Source organism: Enterobacter sp. BNK-22, from assembly GCF_048684805.1.
In the GTDB taxonomy this organism is placed as follows: domain Bacteria; phylum Pseudomonadota; class Gammaproteobacteria; order Enterobacterales; family Enterobacteriaceae; genus Enterobacter; species Enterobacter quasiroggenkampii.
Genome location: NZ_JBLQTT010000001.1, coordinates 2071959 through 2090586 on the forward strand (window position 1 = coordinate 2071959; position 18628 = coordinate 2090586).

General features: G+C 52.9%; 19 protein-coding genes. 10 read left to right on the forward strand and 9 right to left on the reverse strand.

The features are described from left to right. Positions 1-35 precede the first annotated feature (35 nt). The 4 genes from potF to nfsA form a co-directional block, all read right to left on the reverse strand. The gene (potF, locus tag ACMGGE_RS09800) at positions 36-1148 is read right to left on the reverse strand and encodes a spermidine/putrescine ABC transporter substrate-binding protein PotF (RefSeq protein ID WP_126534838.1); all 1113 of its coding nucleotides are present in this window, start codon (positions 1146-1148) and stop codon (positions 36-38) included. Between the two features lie 351 nt (positions 1149-1499). After that, positions 1500-1976, reverse strand: coding sequence for a YbjN domain-containing protein (locus ACMGGE_RS09805; protein ID WP_003858385.1), 477 nt, complete (start codon positions 1974-1976; stop codon positions 1500-1502). A 63-nt stretch (positions 1977-2039) separates the two neighbouring features. Beyond that, the gene (gene rimK / locus ACMGGE_RS09810) at positions 2040-2942 is read right to left on the reverse strand and encodes a 30S ribosomal protein S6--L-glutamate ligase (RefSeq protein WP_045908436.1); all 903 of its coding nucleotides are present in this window, start codon (positions 2940-2942) and stop codon (positions 2040-2042) included. Between the two features lie 69 nt (positions 2943-3011). Beyond that, positions 3012-3734 carry a nitroreductase NfsA gene (gene nfsA / locus ACMGGE_RS09815; RefSeq protein ID WP_045908437.1) on the reverse strand — a complete coding sequence of 241 codons (723 nt, stop codon included), beginning with the start codon at positions 3732-3734 and terminating at the stop codon, positions 3012-3014. 184 nt (positions 3735-3918) lie between these two features. Between nfsA and ACMGGE_RS09820 the strand changes: the two genes are divergently transcribed. Further along, a complete protein-coding gene (locus ACMGGE_RS09820) occupies positions 3919-4188 on the forward strand; it encodes a GrxA family glutaredoxin (RefSeq protein ID WP_006809455.1) in 270 nt (89 codons plus the stop codon). Between the two features lie 30 nt (positions 4189-4218). On the opposite strand, the gene ACMGGE_RS09825 is transcribed toward ACMGGE_RS09820, so the two are convergent. After that, complete coding sequence (locus ACMGGE_RS09825; RefSeq protein WP_024907859.1) at positions 4219-4593, reverse strand: inner membrane protein YbjM; 375 nt, start codon at positions 4591-4593, stop codon at positions 4219-4221. 273 nt (positions 4594-4866) lie between these two features. Between ACMGGE_RS09825 and ACMGGE_RS09830 the strand changes: the two genes are divergently transcribed. After that, the gene (locus ACMGGE_RS09830) at positions 4867-6552 is read left to right on the forward strand and encodes an aspartate:alanine antiporter (RefSeq protein WP_014169303.1); all 1686 of its coding nucleotides are present in this window, start codon (positions 4867-4869) and stop codon (positions 6550-6552) included. A 335-nt stretch (positions 6553-6887) separates the two neighbouring features. Next, positions 6888-7487, forward strand: coding sequence for a GIY-YIG nuclease family protein (locus ACMGGE_RS09835; protein WP_420293709.1), 600 nt, complete (start codon positions 6888-6890; stop codon positions 7485-7487). A 931-nt stretch (positions 7488-8418) separates the two neighbouring features. Here ACMGGE_RS09835 and ACMGGE_RS09840 read toward each other — a convergent pair. Together ACMGGE_RS09840 and ACMGGE_RS09845 are read right to left on the reverse strand one after the other, a co-directional pair. Then, positions 8419-8814 carry a hypothetical protein gene (locus ACMGGE_RS09840; protein WP_111967010.1) on the reverse strand — a complete coding sequence of 132 codons (396 nt, stop codon included), beginning with the start codon at positions 8812-8814 and terminating at the stop codon, positions 8419-8421. Between the two features lie 2 nt (positions 8815-8816). After that, a complete protein-coding gene (locus tag ACMGGE_RS09845) occupies positions 8817-9743 on the reverse strand; it encodes a ParA family protein (protein WP_111967011.1) in 927 nt (308 codons plus the stop codon). Positions 9744-10147: 404 nt separating this feature from the next. Here ACMGGE_RS09845 and ACMGGE_RS09850 point away from each other — a divergent pair, with 404 nt between their 5' ends. The 5 genes from ACMGGE_RS09850 to ACMGGE_RS09870 all read left to right on the forward strand — a co-directional run bounded on the left by ACMGGE_RS09850 (position 10148) and on the right by ACMGGE_RS09870 (position 14570). After that, entirely contained in the window at positions 10148-10951 is an 804-nt protein-coding gene (locus ACMGGE_RS09850; protein ID WP_111967012.1) for a DUF3800 domain-containing protein, read from the forward strand. A 636-nt stretch (positions 10952-11587) separates the two neighbouring features. Beyond that, positions 11588-11908, forward strand: a complete 321-nt coding sequence (locus ACMGGE_RS09855; protein ID WP_262801931.1) for a metalloregulator ArsR/SmtB family transcription factor — start codon at positions 11588-11590, stop codon at positions 11906-11908. Between the two features lie 39 nt (positions 11909-11947). Then, positions 11948-13237, forward strand: coding sequence for an arsenic transporter (locus ACMGGE_RS09860; RefSeq protein ID WP_252077382.1), 1290 nt, complete (start codon positions 11948-11950; stop codon positions 13235-13237). A gap of 12 nt (positions 13238-13249) precedes the next feature. Continuing rightward, the gene (arsC, locus tag ACMGGE_RS09865) at positions 13250-13681 is read left to right on the forward strand and encodes a glutaredoxin-dependent arsenate reductase (RefSeq protein ID WP_229225589.1); all 432 of its coding nucleotides are present in this window, start codon (positions 13250-13252) and stop codon (positions 13679-13681) included. Between the two features lie 118 nt (positions 13682-13799). Next, entirely contained in the window at positions 13800-14570 is a 771-nt protein-coding gene (locus ACMGGE_RS09870) for an SDR family NAD(P)-dependent oxidoreductase (protein ID WP_229225588.1), read from the forward strand. Here ACMGGE_RS09870 and ACMGGE_RS09875 read toward each other — a convergent pair. Further along, positions 14567-15112, reverse strand: a complete 546-nt coding sequence (locus ACMGGE_RS09875; RefSeq protein ID WP_229225587.1) for a TetR/AcrR family transcriptional regulator — start codon at positions 15110-15112, stop codon at positions 14567-14569. The genes ACMGGE_RS09870 and ACMGGE_RS09875 overlap by 4 nt on opposite strands. An 82-nt stretch (positions 15113-15194) precedes the next feature. Here ACMGGE_RS09875 and ACMGGE_RS09880 point away from each other — a divergent pair, with 82 nt between their 5' ends. Both ACMGGE_RS09880 and ACMGGE_RS09885 read left to right on the forward strand, forming a co-directional pair. Further along, the gene (locus ACMGGE_RS09880; protein WP_048222198.1) at positions 15195-16409 is read left to right on the forward strand and encodes an MFS transporter; all 1215 of its coding nucleotides are present in this window, start codon (positions 15195-15197) and stop codon (positions 16407-16409) included. Then, positions 16399-17211 carry a Cof-type HAD-IIB family hydrolase gene (locus ACMGGE_RS09885; protein ID WP_420293710.1) on the forward strand — a complete coding sequence of 271 codons (813 nt, stop codon included), beginning with the start codon at positions 16399-16401 and terminating at the stop codon, positions 17209-17211. The genes ACMGGE_RS09880 and ACMGGE_RS09885 overlap by 11 nt, the downstream gene beginning before the upstream one ends. 59 nt (positions 17212-17270) lie before the next feature. On the opposite strand, the gene ACMGGE_RS09890 is transcribed toward ACMGGE_RS09885, so the two are convergent. Next, positions 17271-18503, reverse strand: coding sequence for an MFS transporter (locus ACMGGE_RS09890; RefSeq protein ID WP_021240942.1), 1233 nt, complete (start codon positions 18501-18503; stop codon positions 17271-17273). Positions 18504-18628 lie beyond the last annotated feature (125 nt).

Below are 18628 nucleotides of genomic sequence, written 5' to 3' on the forward strand. Positions count from 1 at the left end.
GCGATAGCGCCACCGGGCAGCAATACCAAACGCCGTTATTTACCGCTTTTCACCTTGGTCCACGCGCGGGTACGCACGCGGTCAATTTTTGGATCCTGAACTTTCAGGGTGAAGAGCTTGGCGAACACATCCGCTGGCGGATAGATAGCCGGGTTATTACGGATCTCTTCGCTCACCAGCGGCACGGAGGCCTTGTTACCGTTCGCATAGTAAACGTGGTCGCTGATGTGGGCGATAACCTCAGGACGCATCAGGTAGTTGAGGAACTGATACGCTTCGTCTTTGTTTTTCGCGTCAGCCGGCATCGCGAAGACGTCAAAGAAGGCCAGCGCCCCCTCCTTCGGAATGAAGTAAGAGACGTTCACGCCGTTTTTCGCCTCTTTCGCGCGGTTAGCCGCCTGCCATACGTCCCCTGCCCAGCCGATCGCGACGCAGATGTCGCCGTTCGCCAGGTCGTTAATGTACTGGGATGAGTGGAAGTAGCGAATGTTTGGACGCAGCTTCAGCAGCAGTTCGGTCGCCGGGCCGGTGTAATCATCCGCCTTATTGCTGTTCGGGTCTTTGCCCAGGTAGTTCAGCACGGTCGCGAAAATCTCTTCCGGCGCATCGAGGAAGGAGACGCCGCAGCTTTTCAGCTTCTCAAGGTTTTCCGGCTTCAGCACCACGTCCCAGCTGTCCAGCTTCACGTCAGGGCCCAGCGCCGCCTTCACTTTATCGACGTTAAAGCCGATACCGGTGGTCGCCCAGAGATACGGCATCGCGTATTTGTTGTCCGGGTCATGCTTGGCCACCAGCTTCAGCACTTCCGGATCGAGATTTTTCCAGTTCGGTAATTTGCTCTTATCCAGCGGTTGGAAGACGCCTGCCGTCAGCTGGCGCTCGAGGAAGCTTGCGGAAGGCACCACGAGGTCAAACCCGGTGCTACCCGCCATCAGTTTTCCTTCCAGCACTTCGTTAGAATCGAACACGTCGTAGACCACTTTAATGCCGGTCTCTTTTTCAAAATTTGCCACCGTGTCCGGCGCAATATAGTCAGACCAGTTATAAACGTGCAGCGTTTTTTGTTCCGCAGCGAGCGTGCCGGCAGAGACGGCCATCAGAGCACCCGCAACCAGACCCGATAACCATTTTTTATTCAAGGCGATCATAGTGTTATTCCTTCTGAAAGCTCGTTAACAAACGAACTAAAACTGTGCAATCTGGATATATGCAAAAATCATGCATAGTTTGTCGCTCTGCTCAAAATAAAAAGAAACCTCTTTACCCGGCAGCTTCCGCTCGCTTTTTGAAGCATCGCAAGAATAACTGTAGCCCGTGTCTCCGGCTATAGCCCAGACGAAAAAACGCCTTTTATCAATTTTTTATGCAGGTTAAGTCTACGTGATAAGCCGAAACGGCCTTCAGGGAGGTGAATAATTCTTTAAAGGATGGTTAAAAGCAGCAGAAAAAATGGCCTTCTGCAGCCGCCATGGCAGCGACTGCGCAAAAGTCAGACAGGCTTAGTGAAGAAAATTGGGAGATGCATCATTATTCTCTGCATCATCTTCCGCGCTATACAACAGATGATGTGCATTGGCTTCCATCATGACCATCGAAATTTGCTCTTCGCTCAGGCGCATAAACCAGGCGAACTGCTTGAACGACAGCCCTGCCCCGGAGAATAAAGACTGGCAAACGACCAGTTTTGGCAGATTATCATCCTGTATGTCGAGAAATGCCTTCACCGTCAAAGAACTGGCATTGATGGCCGACAGGTCGGAGGCCAGCGCCAGCAGCGCGGACGGCTTCACTTCGGCCAGCGCGGAGAAAAGGATCACGTCGTTAATCAGATCGATTTTGGCATCGAAAATGCCGTCGAAATTCTGCATATGAGGCAGATGCAGCGCCTGGCAGGAATCGCATTCGAAGAACGTAATTCCGGCATCATCAAGCCATTGACGTAACGTATCCAGTGTAGGTACGACCTGTAAATCCATCGCGATGCAGCCTCTTTAATAAAAACTTCGCATAGGGTACTCAAAAAGCGCGCGGTAATCCATTTAACCACCCGTTTTCAGACAGTAGCCCGGCGTCGCATGACGCTCGATCCATAAGATCATTTTACCCGCAATATCGACCCCTGTGGTTTTTTCCACGCCTTCCAGCCCCGGCGAGGCGTTTACCTCCATGACCAGCGGCCCGCGCGTTGCGCGCAGCAGGTCTACACCCGCCACGTCCAGCCCCAGGGTTTGCGCGGCTTTCACCGCAATTTCCCGCTCCCGGTCGCTGATATCGGCTACACGCGCGACGCCGCCGCGGTGAAGGTTAGAACGGAAATCCCCCTCTTTGGCCTGACGCTCAATGGCTGCCACCACCTCGTTTCCCACGACGAAGCAGCGGATGTCGCGCCCTTTGGCCTCTTCGATATACTCCTGCACCAGAATGTGGGCATTCAGCCCGCGGAAGGCGTCAATCACGCTCTCCGCTGCCTGACGCGTCTCCGCCAGCACCACGCCAATGCCCTGGGTGCCTTCCACCAGCTTGATCACCAAAGGGGCGCCGCCCACCATGTCGATCAGATCGCTGGTGTCGTCCGGTGAATGGGCAATCCCCGTGACGGGGAGATCGATCCCCTGACGGGCAAGGAGCTGCAGCGAGCGCAGCTTGTCGCGGGCGCGGGAAATGGCGACGGATTCGTTGAGCGGATAGCTGCCCAGCATCTCGAACTGGCGCAGCGCGGCGGTGCCGTAGTAGGTAATCTGGGAGCCGATGCGGGGGATGACCGCATCAAAATGCGGCAGCTTGCGACCTTTGTAGTGAATCGACGAGGCGGCCGGGTCGATGTTCATATAGCAGGACATCGGGTCGAGGATCTCAACCTGATGCCCGCGTTTCGCCGCCGCTTCTCTCAGGCGCTTACATGAATAGAGCGTTCCATCCCGGGACAATATGGCAATTTTCACCCTGCACCTCTCTGAAGACATGGAAAAAGCCTGCGTATCATATACGCAGGCAGGCGCAGGATAAATGGACTATCGCGTCGCCCAGCCCTGTTTGTGCAGATAATCAAGAATAAACGGGCGATTTTCTTTAATGATGGTGCGACGAATATGGTCAGTCCAGGTATCGCGACGGTTATTGCTACCGCGCGTCAGGTAGTAGTTTGCCAGCTCTTCATCGTATTGATTCAGGACATCCTGATCGACCGGCTGATAGTGGTTTTCATGCACCAGCATCGCCGCAGGAATGCGCGGCTTCAGATCTGGGTTATCCGCAGGCCAGCCGAGGCACAGGCCAAACAGCGGCAGCACGTGTTTTGGCAGCTTCAGCAGCTCGGTCACGCTTTCGATGTTGTTACGCAGGCCGCCGATGTAGACACCGCCTAACCCCAGCGACTCCGCCGCCGTGAAGGCGTTTTGCGCCATCAGCGCGGTATCCACCACGCCCAGCAGCAGCTGTTCGGCCAGCCCGAGTTCGGCCTCAGGGCAGATCTGCAGATGACGGTTGAAGTCGGCGCAGAACACCCAGAACTCCGCCGCCTGGGCCACATGCTTCTGCCCGCCGGTCAGCGTCACCAGTTGCTCGCGCATGGCCGGGTCGGTAATGCGGATAATGGAGCTGCACTGCAGGAAGCTGGAGCTGGAGGTCGCCCTGGCGCTGTCAATAATCGCGGCACGCTGCGCCTCGGTAATCGGCTCATCGGTGAAGTGGCGAATGGAACGGTGGGAACGGAGCAGGTCAATCGTGGGTGTCATCTTGTCTCTCTTTGTCTTGCTTAATACGTATTGCAGCCAGTATAGGCAATGATTTGCGCGATGTAATTGGCGAAACATAGCCTGACTGTATCAAAGCGACAGGCGAAACCTTCTTTAATGGCGGCAGGTTATCGGGCACTATATGTCTTATTCGCCGTCAGGCTTGTTTTTTGAGGAGAGAGAAATGTTTGCAGTAATTTTTGGTCGTCCAGGGTGCCCATACTGTGTACGCGCAAAAGAGCTGGCTGAGAAACTGACCGAAGAGCGCGATGACTTCAACTTCCGCTACGTGGATATCCACGCGGAAGGCATCACGAAAGCGGATCTTGAAAAAACCGTCGGCAAGCCGGTTGAAACCGTACCGCAGATCTTCCTCGATCAGAAACACATCGGCGGCTGTACTGACTTTGAAGCCTACGCCAAAGAGCATCTGGGCCTGTTTGCTGCCCAGTAATGTGAAGACGCCCTCACCGAGAGGGCGTTTTTATTTGTGGTGCCGTCGGTGCCGAAGCAGACTGCGCACAAATAAGTAGCAGAGCGCGCCAAGGGCGCACCAGAATACGGCGCTCATCAACCATGCCAGCTCCTGCCAGAAACTCCGCGTTGAGATATAGAGCAAGCGCATCAGCAGCAAACAGAGCGGCGCGGCCAGCATGGCGCCCAGCAGCGGCTTCACCACCTCCCCTTTACGGGAGAGAAAACTGGCAGCAGCCCCCGGCAACGTAAAAAAGAGCAGCCCCAGCTCCGGATGACCCGACGCCCTGAATGCCCCTTTCACGTTAAAAGCAAGCGACATGCATACGACCGTGAACAGCAAAAAGCAGCTGATCACCCCCGCCCAGTTTCGTTTAATGTTCAAACTATCCTCCTGACTTATCTCTATCAAATACACTTTCGTCGGGTAGACGCCCAGTCAGATAAAGCAATGCGGCAATCCTTGCCAAAGTACGCACAGGGTGATGCGATAATCAGTAGCTGTCAGTAGCTAATACGATTAAACTACACGCCAGCTAATGTTTTAGGGAATAAAGCAGGAAACAGGGAGCGTTAACGCCTTTCCCTGACCCAGAAAACAGTAGCCCAAAAAGTCCTTTCATTCAACAACTTACTGGTAAACAAGAAGTTAGCCTCCGTGAATATAAACGTCGCAGACTTGTTAAATGGGAATTACATCCTGTTATTATTTGTGGTACTGGCGCTGGGCCTTTGCCTGGGTAAATTGCGCCTGGGTTCAGTTCAACTTGGTAATTCCATTGGCGTTTTAGTCGTCTCCTTATTATTAGGCCAGCAGCACTTCAGCATTAACACGGACGCGCTCAACTTAGGTTTTATGCTGTTTATTTTTTGCGTTGGCGTGGAAGCAGGACCGAACTTTTTTTCAATTTTCTTCCGCGACGGCAAAAATTATCTGATGCTGGCGCTGGTAATGGTCGGCAGCGCGCTGCTGATCGCCTTAGGGCTGGGTAAACTGTTTGGCTGGGATATCGGGTTAACGGCCGGTATGCTGGCAGGCTCCATGACCTCCACCCCTGTGCTGGTGGGTGCCGGTGATACCCTGCGCCATTCCGGCATGGCCGGCGCGCAGCTTTCTACCGCACTCGACCACCTGAGCCTCGGCTATGCCCTGACCTATCTGATTGGTCTGGTGAGCCTGATTGTCGGCGCACGCTACCTGCCAAAACTTCAGCACCAGGATCTGCAGACCAGCGCCCAGCAAATCGCCCGCGAGCGCGGTCTCGATACCGACTCCAAACGTAAAGTCTATCTCCCGGTGATCCGCGCCTATCGCGTCGGGCCAGAGCTGGTTGCCTGGGCTGACGGCAAAAATCTGCGTGAGCTGGGGATTTACCGCCAGACGGGCTGCTACATCGAACGTATCCGCCGCAACGGCATTCTGGCGAACCCGGACGGCGACGCGGTGCTGCAGATGGGCGATGACATCGCGCTGGTAGGTTACCCGGACGCCCACGCCCGTCTCGACCCGAGCTTCCGTAACGGCAAAGAGGTGTTCGACCGCGATCTGCTCGACATGCGCATCGTCACCGAAGAGATCGTGGTGAAAAACCATAACGCCGTGGGCCGCCGCCTGGCGCAGCTGAAGCTGACCGACCACGGCTGCTTCCTCAACCGCGTGATCCGCAGCCAGATTGAGATGCCTATCGACGACAATGTGGTGCTCAACAAAGGCGACGTGCTGCAGGTCAGCGGCGACGCCCGCCGCGTGAAAACCGTGGCCGACCGCATCGGCTTTATCTCCATTCACAGCCAGGTCACTGACCTACTGGCCTTCTGCGCCTTCTTTATCGTTGGCTTGATGATCGGGATGATCACCTTCCAGTTCAGCAACTTCAGCTTCGGCATCGGTAATGCCGCCGGTCTGCTGTTCGCCGGGATCATGCTGGGCTTCCTGCGAGCGAACCACCCGACCTTCGGCTACATTCCGCAGGGCGCGCTGAACATGGTGAAAGAGTTCGGTCTGATGGTCTTTATGGCGGGCGTGGGCTTAAGCGCGGGCAGCGGGATTGGTCACAGCCTCGGCGCCGTCGGCTGGCAGATGTTGGTTTCCGGACTTATCGTCAGCCTGGTACCGGTGGTGATCTGCTTCCTGTTCGGTGCCTACGTGCTGCGCATGAACCGCGCCCTGCTCTTCGGGGCAATGATGGGGGCGCGTACCTGTGCGCCTGCTATGGAAATCATCAGCGATACCGCGCGCAGCAACATCCCGGCGCTGGGCTATGCGGGCACGTATGCTATCGCTAACGTGCTGCTGACACTGGCGGGTACGCTGATTATCATCATCTGGCCCGGACTCGGATAACTCCTAAGAATGCGCGTGGCGGAAAATATTTTTGTTACGCGCAGAACTTTTTTATCAGGGGGCAGTCATAACTAGTGCCACTGCTTTTCTTTGATGTCCCCAATTTGTGGAGCCCATCAACCCCGCCGTTTTGGTTCAAGGTTGATGGGTTTTTTGTTGTCTGAAATTCCCTCACACACAAAATCAATCGCTTACAGCCACACTTTCTGGTGTTGGGTACCAGCACCAGACAAAAAACCCCTATCTCCTTACTTTTTCCTTCCAGCCTTCATAAAACTATCGCTCCCTGACAGCAAAAGAATAAAATCAGGAAAAACGTCAGCAAGGAAAGCCGCATGTTCGATTTTTATCCCGAGAAAACCTACAGCAGAACGGAAGTAATGAGCAAGCCATCGCCAGTTCCGCCAGTAAATGGCGTCTACTTCTGGTGGTTTAAGGAGATCCCTCCAGGTGTGCCGACAGAGGGCTGCATTACCTTAGACGGTTACACGCTACTATACGTTGGTATTTCACCCGACCAGAGAGTGAAACCTAACAGCCGTTCGAACTTAAGGAAACGAATCAAAACGCATTACAGCGGCAATGCAGCTGGTTCGACACTCAGGCGCACGCTGGGTGTGTTATTGAGTGATTTAAGTGGCTTTCCCCTGCGCCGTGTGGGTTCTGGATCCAGAATGACATTTACTCACCCTGGCGAGCAGTGGCTTGACGCCTGGATGGAAAAGAATGCCAAAGTTCACTGGCATCCTGTTGATGCGCCCTGGGAACTTGAAGACACGCTGATCGCATCGACTCCCCTACCATTAAATATTCAGGGTAATCTTCACACCTTTAAATCCAAACTTTCGGAAATGCGTAGTCAAGCTGCTGCGGAGGCAAGAATGATGGAGATTGCTGATGAGCGGGGTTTCAGGAGACGATTCATAGCTTATTAAAAAATACACTAATGAGCCTAGATGCGTCAGCCATTGTTCCTGCATTCCTTTCGGATAAGGTGCTCTGACTTTTCGGACCGCATAAAGAACGGATAATTCATTATTCTTTCAGCTTTCGCTCTTATCAATTCAAAATAACAAACGATCATCATTCTCATTATGAAAATAATTATTCAATTCCGAGCGCATTTATTTTCACTTCCAGACCCCAACTAATAGTGATACCTTTCACGTGCCGCCTTTCATCAAAGTTCTCCTATTGCGGAGAAGCGCTACATTTTAGCCAGAGTATTCACCCCCCCCATTATTAATCCAGAAGACATTCAGCTAATTTATGCAGGATTATCTGACTTTTAACTACGCCTATCTGGTGAGGCGACAAATTTCCCTCAAGGTATTATTTCTCTGTAGCAATCACTGCAGAAAGACGTCCTGCGTTTTTTTAATCTCGATTCCTTTTGCTTTGTGCAGTAAAGCATGACCACATCGCCATATAATTTACCAGAGGCAATATTGTTTCCTTGATAAAGCGTGACTTGGACCAAGAGGATGTTAACAACATTCACTAAACGATCAAAAGCGTAAAGAACCAGATAATTTGTGAAATCTATTCATGTTCTAGCCCAACGACAAAAAAGACGGAATTCAATAATCTTGTTATATGAGATCGAGGCAAAAGATGATGTTTCTAAACATCAAGTAAATGAGCAAAAATGACATAATGGCAGAACACCGCATTTCGCCATAGAAGATAAGAAACATGATGGGTAATGTTCAGGGTTTAAGAATATTGAGAAGGCGACAATAATTATTTATACGTAATGACATATTGCTTCCTTAGAAGCAATTGGAAATTGTTACATAGTTGACCTGAAGAACATATCACTATTTTAAAAATATTAGAGACGGCCGCCAAAGTGGCGGCCATTTCTTACTTTTTATTCTGAATAGCATCAGAACGTAGTTTAGCGCCTACTGTCGACTCAATAATATTATCTCTTATTTTCTCGAGCTTATCACTTTTCATTACAGCGACCTCGACATGACGCGCGAACTTTTCAAATTCAGATTTGGTCTTGAGTTCACGCGACAAAAGATCGTTACCTTGTTCTCTTGACTCGCATTGGTTAAGTAAATTAAGTAGCTCATTGTAGCTAAAATCATCTACTGGACTTATCTTTGTGTTAGTGCTAACTCGTTTTTTACCTACCTTAAGGATGAATTGATACTCGCCTGAAATAATTTTCTCTAATTCTCCCTCATTTAGTTCAAGAACTGCATCTTGCAATTCACGTAATAGCATGCTTAATGTTTTAACTTTACTCACTTTTATTCTCCAACCTTTTGAAGGAACTCATCAACAAAATTCTCAATCTCTCCAACAATAGAAGAGTGAGTAGAATGCGAGTAGCCAATTAATGCTACAGGAATTCCATCCCTAGGGGCATCAGAAAAGATAGTTTTATTCTCTCTAAAAATAGCATCAAATACGGGAACGCCCAGACGTTTCGTCTGCGCAATATACTGTCTTTGGGCGGCAATAGGTTGTTCTGAGTGAATTTGAATCATAGTGAAAACTACTCCCAGAATCTCAGGGGTTACTCTTTCATAATCTTCATCCTTATCGGCATAGAAATTATAGTCTGTAACTAGAGAATCAACGCTTCTTTTTAAATAATCAATCCCTAAAGTTGACAAATAATCAGGCTTTGCTGGTATAAGGATTTTATCTGATGCAATCAAAGCATTTTTTGTTACAATATTAAAGTTAGGCGGACAATCAATTAAAACAATATCATAGTTCATTTCATCCGCTAATATTTGAAGCTCCTCTCTAAGTTTACCATGAACTTTGAGATATTTTTTTTGGGTTTGACTAGGACTTGCTCCTCCGAGAAGCGTTGCAAGTTCAAGATCAACATTTATCAAACCTAGATGGGAAGATATTAAATCCAAACACCCCCCATTTCTACCAAACCTACTATTAACTGGTTCTGGTCGTACTCTTAACGTTGAAAGAGGCATTGTTTGCTCTCCCTGACTAATACAATCAAACCAGTTTTTAATGGTCCGTTCATTTTTAAGATGGTTGTCCCAATAATCGGGAGTTAGAAACGAAAATGTCAGGCTCGCTTGAGCATCCATATCAAGAACCAACACATTCTTACCTCGAAATGCTAATTCAGCGGCTAAATTAGACGTAACTGTTGTTTTACCAACGCCACCTTTATAATTTATAACGGAAACTATTTGCATTATTATCATTGTCCTTATGAGTTGTTAGGTTTTACTGTGCCAGATTAAAATACCGTTTATTTTCATCAACTCAAGAGATTTTAACTAAACGCGTTTACATCCCCGCCAGGCTTACCACTTTAATATAGAGATTTAATGTAGGGCATGCCGGCTGGAAAGCACGCCAGTACTGGTGGGGCAACCTGGTGGCGACGTTTTTTGGATCATATGCATCTATGCATAATTCGGCGCGTATGGTGCACATAAGCCCAGACAGTGTCCGCCATGCACACCGCAAAACTAAAGTCACACAAGTTTGCGTTGGAATTCTTCTCAAACACAGGTTAAAACTGATCCTTATCAACCATTGAGTGATGTGGTTAAATCATAATCACCACCTGAAATTTTACTCATGAAGGAAAAACATGGAAGCGAATGATCCTGGAAAGCTGATATGGCATGTCGCCTGTGATGAATCGGGCATAGATGGTCAGCGATTTTATGGATTTGGTAGTCTGTGGATGAAGTATCAGAGGCGTGGAGACTTCGTGCGCATCATTCGTGAGCTTAGGGAAAAGCATAACTGTAACGATGAAATAAAGTGGCAAAAAGCTCATTCAAAGCGAAATGCTGCTTTTTATCATGACATCCTTGAAACGTTCTTCAAGCACCAATGGTTGGCATTCCACTGCATCATTGTTGAAAAATCAAAAGTAGAAAAATCCTTCCATGGCGGCGACTACGATCTGGCTATGCGTAAGCATTTTGGCAAGCTGATTGAAACTAAAATAGGCAACGTTATCAAGGCTCATCCAGATAGGGAGTGCGAGTTCCGTGTGGAAGTGGACCCACTTCCATCGCGGTATAAAAAAGCTGATGAGGCATTCGAAGTCATTACTAACCACACGTTAGCAAAAAGGTTTGGCCGCAGAGACATTATCAAGAGCGTCGTCACAAAGGATTCAAAATCTTCTGAACATATTCAAATTGCAGATTTTCTTCTAGGCGCAGTGATGTGCGCCTATCAAGGCAAAGCAACTTCGGATGCAAAGTTAGCAGTTGCCAACAAAGTTGCGTCTTATTTGGGGTGGGATTCGCTTATGTATGACACTTGGCCAAAAGAGCGCAAATTTAATATTTGGCTTTTTTTCGACAGGTCGAAAGGACCAAGAGATATCCTTACGCGAGATGTGAATCTAAAGTATGAATTGCCCAAACCTAAAAATTAGAGCCGACCTCACAGCCGGCACGGTTGGAGTCCCAGTCGTTCGACGAAGTTACCAACTAGGCGGTATCAACTTTCGGGGGGCCGCCTCTAATTCCCCAAAACCATAAATTCAGTTCAATGATAGTAGCGTTTTAAAGTTTCGAACTCAACAAAATGCATAACAATCATGTTGTAAGGCCTATTACACTAATTATCGCTCTCAAGTGAGGAATCACTAATGTGTACTTCCTTGCTGTCTTGCAGCGTAATCGCAATGTCCTTGCCCTCAACACTATAGTAAGAGCTAGCGACAATCCCTATGTAAAAGTTCTGTCCGTCCGCTGGGCAAGTGACATCATGAATATATCGTTCACATTTCCTCTCAATATCACAGTCATACATACAGCAAAAATATGCTTTTAACGCTAAAAATTTTCACTCACCTAACCCATTGATTAATAATGAAGTTAAAACCCATGCTGCTTTAGTATAACTTATACCATTAGTTATACTCCTACAGACGTTGATTCATGTAAAAGATGCGCAACCCAACTGCAGACTGCCATCTCGCAGCATCGGATCTACTTCTGCTTCTCTGCAGCAACCAAAACATATATGATTAAACACATATAAAAAAACCACACCTGCAGGAACTCCCATGCTCCACCCACTCCACCTCTTCAAAACCCTCTCCGACGAAACGCGGCTCGCCATCGTCATGCTGCTCCGCGAAGCGGGCGAACTATGCGTCTGCGATCTCTGCTCCGCGACCACCGAATCTCAGCCGAAGGTCTCACGCCACATGGCCCTGCTCCGCGAGTCCGGGCTGGTGATCGACCGTCGCGAGGGTAAATGGGTCCATTACCGTCTCTCTCCCAACATGCCTGCATGGGCGGCAGCCGTTATCGACACCAGCTGGAACTGCCTGCGGGAAGAGACGCGCATGAAGCTGAAAAACCGGCTTCCGGGTTCGTGCTAATCAAACACATTCGCAAAAACAGATATAACGGAGTAAACAATGTTTCTGGCTGGGGCTATTTTTCTGTTTACGCTGGTATTGGTCATCTGGCAGCCCAAAGGATTGAGTATTGGCTGGAGCGCGACCATCGGCGCCGTGCTGGCGCTGGCCAGCGGCGTGATTCACATTAACGATATACCGGTAGTCTGGAATATCGTCTGGAACGCTACGGCAACGTTTATTGCCGTCATCATCATCAGCCTGCTGCTGGATGAGTCCGGCTTTTTCGAGTGGGCGGCGCTGCACGTCGCCCGCTGGGGAAACGGTCGCGGGCGATTGCTGTTTACCTGGATTATCCTTCTGGGCGCAGCCGTCGCGGCGCTGTTTGCCAATGACGGCGCAGCGCTGATCCTGACGCCTATCGTTATCGCCATGCTGCTGGCACTGGGGTTCAGCAAGCAGGCCACGCTGGCGTTTGTGATGGCGGCAGGTTTTATCGCCGATACCGCCAGCCTGCCGCTGATTGTGTCGAACCTGGTCAACATCGTCTCGGCAGACTTCTTCACGCTGGGGTTCAGCGAATATGCTTCGGTGATGATTCCCGTTGATATCGCTGCGATTGCCGCAACGCTGGTCATGCTCCATCTGTTCTTCCGCAAGGAAATTCCGCCGGAATATGACCTGGCGAAACTGCGTGAGCCTGCACGCGCGATAAACGATCTTCCGACGTTCAGAACCGGCTGGATCGTGCTGCTCCTTCTTCTCGTCGGTTTCTTTGTGCTGGAGCCGCTGGGTATTCCGGTCAGCGCCATTGCGACTGCGGGCGCGCTGGTTTTGTTTGCCGTTGCAAAACGCGGACATGCGATAAATACCGGAAAAGTGCTGCGCGGCGCACCGTGGCAGATCGTGATCTTCTCGTTGGGGATGTATCTGGTGGTGTATGGCCTGCGCAATGCCGGGCTGACGGACTCTCTCACAGGCGTACTGAACAGCCTGGCAGGGCACGGATTGTGGGCAACCACGCTGGGTACCGGGTTCATCACCGCGTTCCTGTCATCCATAATGAACAATATGCCCACGGTGCTGATTGGCGCGCTCTCCATTGAGGGCAGCACGGCAACCGGGTTGATTAAGGAGGCGATGATTTACGCCAACGTGATTGGCTGCGATCTGGGCCCAAAAATCACGCCTATCGGCAGTCTCGCCACCCTGCTCTGGCTTCACGTGCTGGCGCAGAAAAACATGACGATCACCTGGGGTTACTATTTCCGGACGGGCATCATCATGACGCTGCCGGTCCTGTTTGTGACGCTCGCCGCGCTGGCGCTACGTCTCTCCTTCACACTGTAATGAGCCACTGATATGAGCCACATCACCATTTACCACAACCCCGCCTGCGGCACCTCGCGCAACACGCTGGAGATGATCCGCAACAGCGGCACGGAGCCAGAGATTATCCTCTATCTGGAAACCCCGCCGTCGCGCGATGCGCTGACCACCCTGATTGCCGATATGGGCATTTCGGTGCGGGATCTGCTGCGTAAAAACGTGGAGCCCTATGAACAGCTCGGCCTTGCCGACGATAGCTTCACCGACGACCAGCTAATCGAGTTTATGTTGCAATACCCGATTCTGATTAACCGTCCGATCGTGGTCACACCGCTGGGCACCCGCCTGTGCCGCCCGTCTGAAGTCGTCCTCGACATTCTGCCGGATGCGCAGAAAGGGGCATTTACGAAAGAAGATGGCGAAGCGGTGGTGGACGCCAGCGGGAAAAAAATCTCACAAAAGTAACCCATTGATAATGGCACGGTAAGATCTGCCAACCGCATACCCCGCCCAACGGCTGAGTTGCATCCGCCGAAACCCGGCACATACTGTTGAGGGTTAAGTCTGGTGAGGGTATGCAGGCATGGGTCTTAAAAACAAAACCGCCGTCATCTTCGGCGGCAGCGGCGCCATCGGCAGCGCTGCGGCACACGCTCTTGCGCGTGAAGGCGCGGAGGTGTATCTCGCCGCACGCACCCACGCCAGGCTGGAGCAGGCCGCCAGCAGCATTCGCGCCGCTGGCGGTTCTGCCAGCACGTTTGTTTTCGATGCGCTTGAGGAGTCCTCGCCGCTCCCCGACCTTGCCCGCATTGATATCGTCGTCAACGCCACGGGCTTTATGCACGATCAGGGCAAACGTCTTGAGGCATTAACGCTCGGCGAATTCCGTCAGGGCTTCGACCCTTTCCTGGCCGCGTACTTTAACATTGCGAAAGCCGTGTCATCCCGCATGGGCGGCGAGCATGGCGGGACCATAATTACCGTCGTCGCCCCCGCCGCAAACATGGCGATGGCGGGCCACCTCGGACATATCGTCGGCTGCGCGGGAACGGAAGCCTTTACCCGGGCGCTTGCGGCTGAGCTGGGGACTCAAAATATTCGTGTGCTGTGTCTGCGCTCGCACGCAATAGCCGACGCGGTGCAGGCGGGTTCGTATGTGGGGGCCATTTTCGCCGCCAAGGCGCAGGCGATGGGGATAACGGTCGGGCAGTTTCTCGGCGGCGCCGCGCAAAGCACCCTGACGCATCGCCTGCCGACGCTAGCGCAGGTAGCAGACACGATTGCGTTTCTGGCTTCAGATGCGGCCAGCGCCATCACGGGAACCACAGTCAATATGACCGCCGGTGCAACCTAGCTCTCGCCCGCAATCCTGCCCACCATGGCCCGGATCTCTTGGCGGGTTAAGGGCGTCCGGTCAGTGACGTAGTGCAGCGTCATCCCTTCGATAAACGCATCCAGCGCGCGGGTGGTAACCGGGTCGAACCACTGCTCCAGCGTGGTCTGGCTCATCTTCATCCAGTCCTGCATCACCGTTTTGAGCGCCGCGCTGCGGTGCATAAAGGCGTAAAGCTGATACATCAGCGCCATGTTGTGCGGCGTGGTCACCTGTGAGCTGTGGATCAGGGTAGTGATGGATTCGCACGCCATTTCCGGCCCGGTGACGCCCGCAAAGAAATCCCGGTACTGCTGCGACATCTGGCGGGTAAACCACGTGAAGGCCTCCTCCAGCAGCGGCTCCATACCGTCGAAATAGTAGGTCATCGACCCCAGCGGCACGCCCGCGCAGGTGGCGATTTTACGGTGCGTGACGGCGTGAATACCGTGTTCAGCAATGGTGTCGAGCGTCGCCTGCAGGATTTTCTCCCGGCGATGCGGATCGTTGGGTGGTCTGCTCATCAATTCCTCACCTGTGTTTGTGTACAAATGTACACAAACTTGCTAGTGTTGTCGCTATTGTTGTACTTCTGGTGCTACCCCAATGACGCTGACCTCTCCCCGTAAAGCCCTGCAGCTCCGCATGTGGGCGCTGTTTATGTTCTTCTTTATTCCCGGTCTGCTGATGGCCTCCTGGGCCACGCGCACCCCCGCCATTCGCGACATTTTGTCCGTTTCTACCGCGGAAATGGGCATCGTGCTGTTCGGCCTGTCGATAGGCTCCATGAGCGGCATCCTCTGCTCCGCATGGCTGGTGAAGCGCTTCGGTACGCGGGCGGTGATCCGCACCACCATGTGCTTCGCGGTGTTCGGGATGATGGTGCTGAGCGTGGCGCTGTGGTTTGCCTCACCGGTGCTGTTTGCGCTGGGGTTGACGGTGTTTGGCGGCAGCTTCGGCTCGGCGGAAGTGGCGATAAACGTTGAAGGGGCGGCGGTCGAGCGCGAGATGAACAAAACCGTGCTGCCGATGATGCACGGCTTTTATAGCCTCGGCACGCTGGCCGGTGCGGGCGTGGGGATGGCGCTGACGGCCTTCGGCATGACCGCGAATCTGCATATCCTGCTGGCGGCGCTGGTGTGCATTATTCCGATTCTGACCGGCATCCGGGCGATCCCGGACGGCACCGGCAAGAACGCCTCAGATGAACAGCATTCGGCCGAAAAAGGGCTGCCCTTCTACCGCGATTATCAGCTGATGCTGATTGGCGTGGTGGTGCTGGCGATGGCGTTCGCGGAAGGGTCCGCCAACGACTGGCTGCCGCTGCTGATGGTGGACGGTCACGGCTTTAGCCCGACCTCCGGCTCGCTGATCTACGCCGGGTTTACGCTGGGGATGACCGTCGGGCGCTTCACCGGCGGCTGGTTTATCGACCGCTACAGCCGCGTGGCGGTGGTGCGCGCCAGCGCCCTGCTCGGCGGGCTGGGTATCGCGATGATTATCTTTGTGGATGTGGACTGGATTGCCGGCGTCTCAGTGATCCTCTGGGGGCTGGGCGCGTCCCTCGGCTTCCCGCTGACCATCTCCGCCGCCAGCGACACCGGCCCGGATGCCCCGACGCGCGTCAGCGTGGTGGCGACTACCGGCTATCTCGCCTTCCTGGTCGGGCCGCCGCTGCTCGGCTTCCTCGGGGAGCACTACGGGCTGCGCAGCGCCATGCTGGTGGTATTAGGGTTGGTGATCGTCGCGGCGCTGGTGGCGCGCGCGGTGGCAAAGCCGGAAACGAAACACACGACACTGGAGAAGGGATATGAGCGTTAAACTGATCGCCGTCGACATGGATGGCACATTCCTGAGTGATGCCAAGACCTACAATCGCCCGCGCTTTCTGGCGCAGTACGCGCGCATGAAGGCGCAAGGCATTCGCTTCGTGGTCGCCAGCGGCAACCAGTACTACCAGCTGATCTCCTTTTTCCCGGAGATTGCGCATGAAATTTCATTCGTCGCCGAAAACGGCGGCTGGGTCGTGAGTGAGGGTGAAGACGTCTTCAACGGTGAACTGTCGAAAGCCCATTTCGAGACCGTCGCGAATGTGTTAAACGACGTGCCGGGCATTGAGATTATCGCCTGCGGGAAGAGCAGCGCCTACACGCTCAAGTGCTATGACGAGGGCTTTAAGGCCATCGCGGCAAAGTACTATCACCGTCTGGAAGTGGTCAGCGATTTCGACAACCTGAACGATATTTTCTTCAAGTTCGGGCTTAACGTATCCGATGATGAAATTCCGCGTATTCAGGCGCTGCTGCATGAAAAACTCAGCGACATCATGGTGCCCGTCACCACCGGTCACGGCAGTATCGACCTGATTATCCCCGGCGTGCATAAAGCCAACGGCCTGCGGATCCTGCAGCAGCGCTGGGGGATAGAGAACAGCGACGTGGTGGCCTTCGGCGACAGCGGCAACGACGTGGAGATGCTGCGCCAGTCCGGGTTCAGCTTTGCGATGGCGAATGCCAGACCGCATATCAAAGCGGCGGCGCGTTTTGAAGCGCCGCATAATAACGAGGAAGGCGTGCTGGATGTGATTGAGAAGGTGTTGAACGGGGAGGCACCGTTTAATTAACACCGTGCGGTCTGGTGCCCTCACCCTAACCCTCTCCCACCGGGAGAGGGAATAAACAGTTAAGGTTGCAGGGCGTTTCCGACGCGCTTGTCTTTCAGGAACACCACCATCAGGCCAACCCACAACACACCGTTGGCGAGGTTAAACAGGCTGAACAACCCGTTGCCTCCCATCGCGTAGGCATGCTTGCTCACCTCGATACCGACGGTAAAAATAAGCATCTGTAGCATTCCCATCGCCGCGGAGACCGTGCCTTTACTCATCTCGCTGGCAAACAGCGTCAGGCGCACCAGCCCGGCGTTCGCCACGCCAATCCCGAAGGCGTAAATGCTGAGTCCTGCCGTCATCCACAGATAAGCGTGTGATGACGCAACGGTCGCCACCGCCGCCAGAATCAGCCCGGCTGCAATCGGCCAGCCGCCCATGATAATCAGTGAACGCACGGTGCGGCGTGAGGTCAGACGCGCCAGCACCAGGTTACCGATAATCAGCGCGCCAAAGATCGGTACCTGCAACAGGCCGTACTCGTAGCTGCTGAGCTTTTCACCGCTGATGATAATGACCGGTGACTGGGCAATCCACGCCAGCAGCGGCAGGCTAACGAACCCGGTCGCCAGCGCGCCCGCCACAAAGCGGCCATTCTTCAGCACTTCTTTGTAATCCCGCCCCAGCTCTTTCAGCGAGAGTTTCTCGCCGATGCGGGTGGCGGTTTCCGGCATTGCCCGGTGCAGACCAAAGAACGCGATGGCGGCGAGAACCGCAAAGAGCACAAACATCCCTTCCCACGGCGCCATATGCACCCATGCGGCGCCTACCAGCGGCCCGAGCAAGGGAGCGATCAGCGCCACGTTCGCCATCAGCGCGGTAATTTTGATACACACCGCCTCTTCAAACGACTCCTGAATAGCGGCATACCCCACGGCGCCGATAAAGCACAGGCTCACCCCCTGCAGGAAACGCAGCAAGGTAAATTGTTCAATGTTTTGCGCCAGCAGCGTGGCAAGGCAGGTGACGATAAACCACACCACGCCCGTCAGCATCACCGGACGACGGCCAATACGATCCGACAGCGGGCCTAACAGCCACTGCAAAAACATGCCGCCGGCCAGATAGGCGGTCATGGAGGTCGGTACCCACTCGATTCCGGCGTTGTACTGCGCCACCACGGCCAGCATCCCGGGCTGGATCATATCGTTGCCGATATAGGTAGAAAATTCGTAGAGCACCAGACACAGAGGGAAAAGCAACGCCTGACGACCCAGACGTGAACCTGAAGAAGAACGGTTTAACATGCAATCTCTTTATAATGACAAAATCGCGACGAGTGTAATGAAATGCCGCAGCCCGAGATAGTGATTTATCGAGGATAAACAGAAATAAAGCACATATCGTCTTCGTTTAAGGTTTCCTTAATTTG

Excerpts from the sequence above, each read along its gene's own strand:
- potF (WP_126534838.1), bottom strand. The coding sequence starts at position 1,148 with ATGATCGCCTTGAATAAAAAATGGTTATCGGGTCTGGTTGCGGGTGCT.
- ACMGGE_RS09805 (WP_003858385.1), bottom strand. The coding sequence starts at position 1,976 with ATGGATTTACAGGTCGTACCTACACTGGATACGTTACGTCAATGGCTT.
- nfsA (WP_045908437.1), bottom strand. The coding sequence starts at position 3,734 with ATGACACCCACGATTGACCTGCTCCGTTCCCACCGTTCCATTCGCCAC.
- ACMGGE_RS09820 (WP_006809455.1), top strand. The coding sequence starts at position 3,919 with ATGTTTGCAGTAATTTTTGGTCGTCCAGGGTGCCCATACTGTGTACGC.
- ACMGGE_RS09835 (WP_420293709.1), top strand. The coding sequence starts at position 6,888 with ATGTTCGATTTTTATCCCGAGAAAACCTACAGCAGAACGGAAGTAATG.
- ACMGGE_RS09845 (WP_111967011.1), bottom strand. The coding sequence starts at position 9,743 with ATGCAAATAGTTTCCGTTATAAATTATAAAGGTGGCGTTGGTAAAACA.
- ACMGGE_RS09850 (WP_111967012.1), top strand. The coding sequence starts at position 10,148 with ATGGAAGCGAATGATCCTGGAAAGCTGATATGGCATGTCGCCTGTGAT.
- ACMGGE_RS09855 (WP_262801931.1), top strand. The coding sequence starts at position 11,588 with ATGCTCCACCCACTCCACCTCTTCAAAACCCTCTCCGACGAAACGCGG.
- ACMGGE_RS09860 (WP_252077382.1), top strand. The coding sequence starts at position 11,948 with ATGTTTCTGGCTGGGGCTATTTTTCTGTTTACGCTGGTATTGGTCATC.
- arsC (WP_229225589.1), top strand. The coding sequence starts at position 13,250 with ATGAGCCACATCACCATTTACCACAACCCCGCCTGCGGCACCTCGCGC.
- ACMGGE_RS09870 (WP_229225588.1), top strand. The coding sequence starts at position 13,800 with ATGGGTCTTAAAAACAAAACCGCCGTCATCTTCGGCGGCAGCGGCGCC.
- ACMGGE_RS09875 (WP_229225587.1), bottom strand. The coding sequence starts at position 15,112 with ATGAGCAGACCACCCAACGATCCGCATCGCCGGGAGAAAATCCTGCAG.
- ACMGGE_RS09880 (WP_048222198.1), top strand. The coding sequence starts at position 15,195 with ATGACGCTGACCTCTCCCCGTAAAGCCCTGCAGCTCCGCATGTGGGCG.
- ACMGGE_RS09885 (WP_420293710.1), top strand. The coding sequence starts at position 16,399 with ATGAGCGTTAAACTGATCGCCGTCGACATGGATGGCACATTCCTGAGT.
- ACMGGE_RS09890 (WP_021240942.1), bottom strand. The coding sequence starts at position 18,503 with ATGTTAAACCGTTCTTCTTCAGGTTCACGTCTGGGTCGTCAGGCGTTG.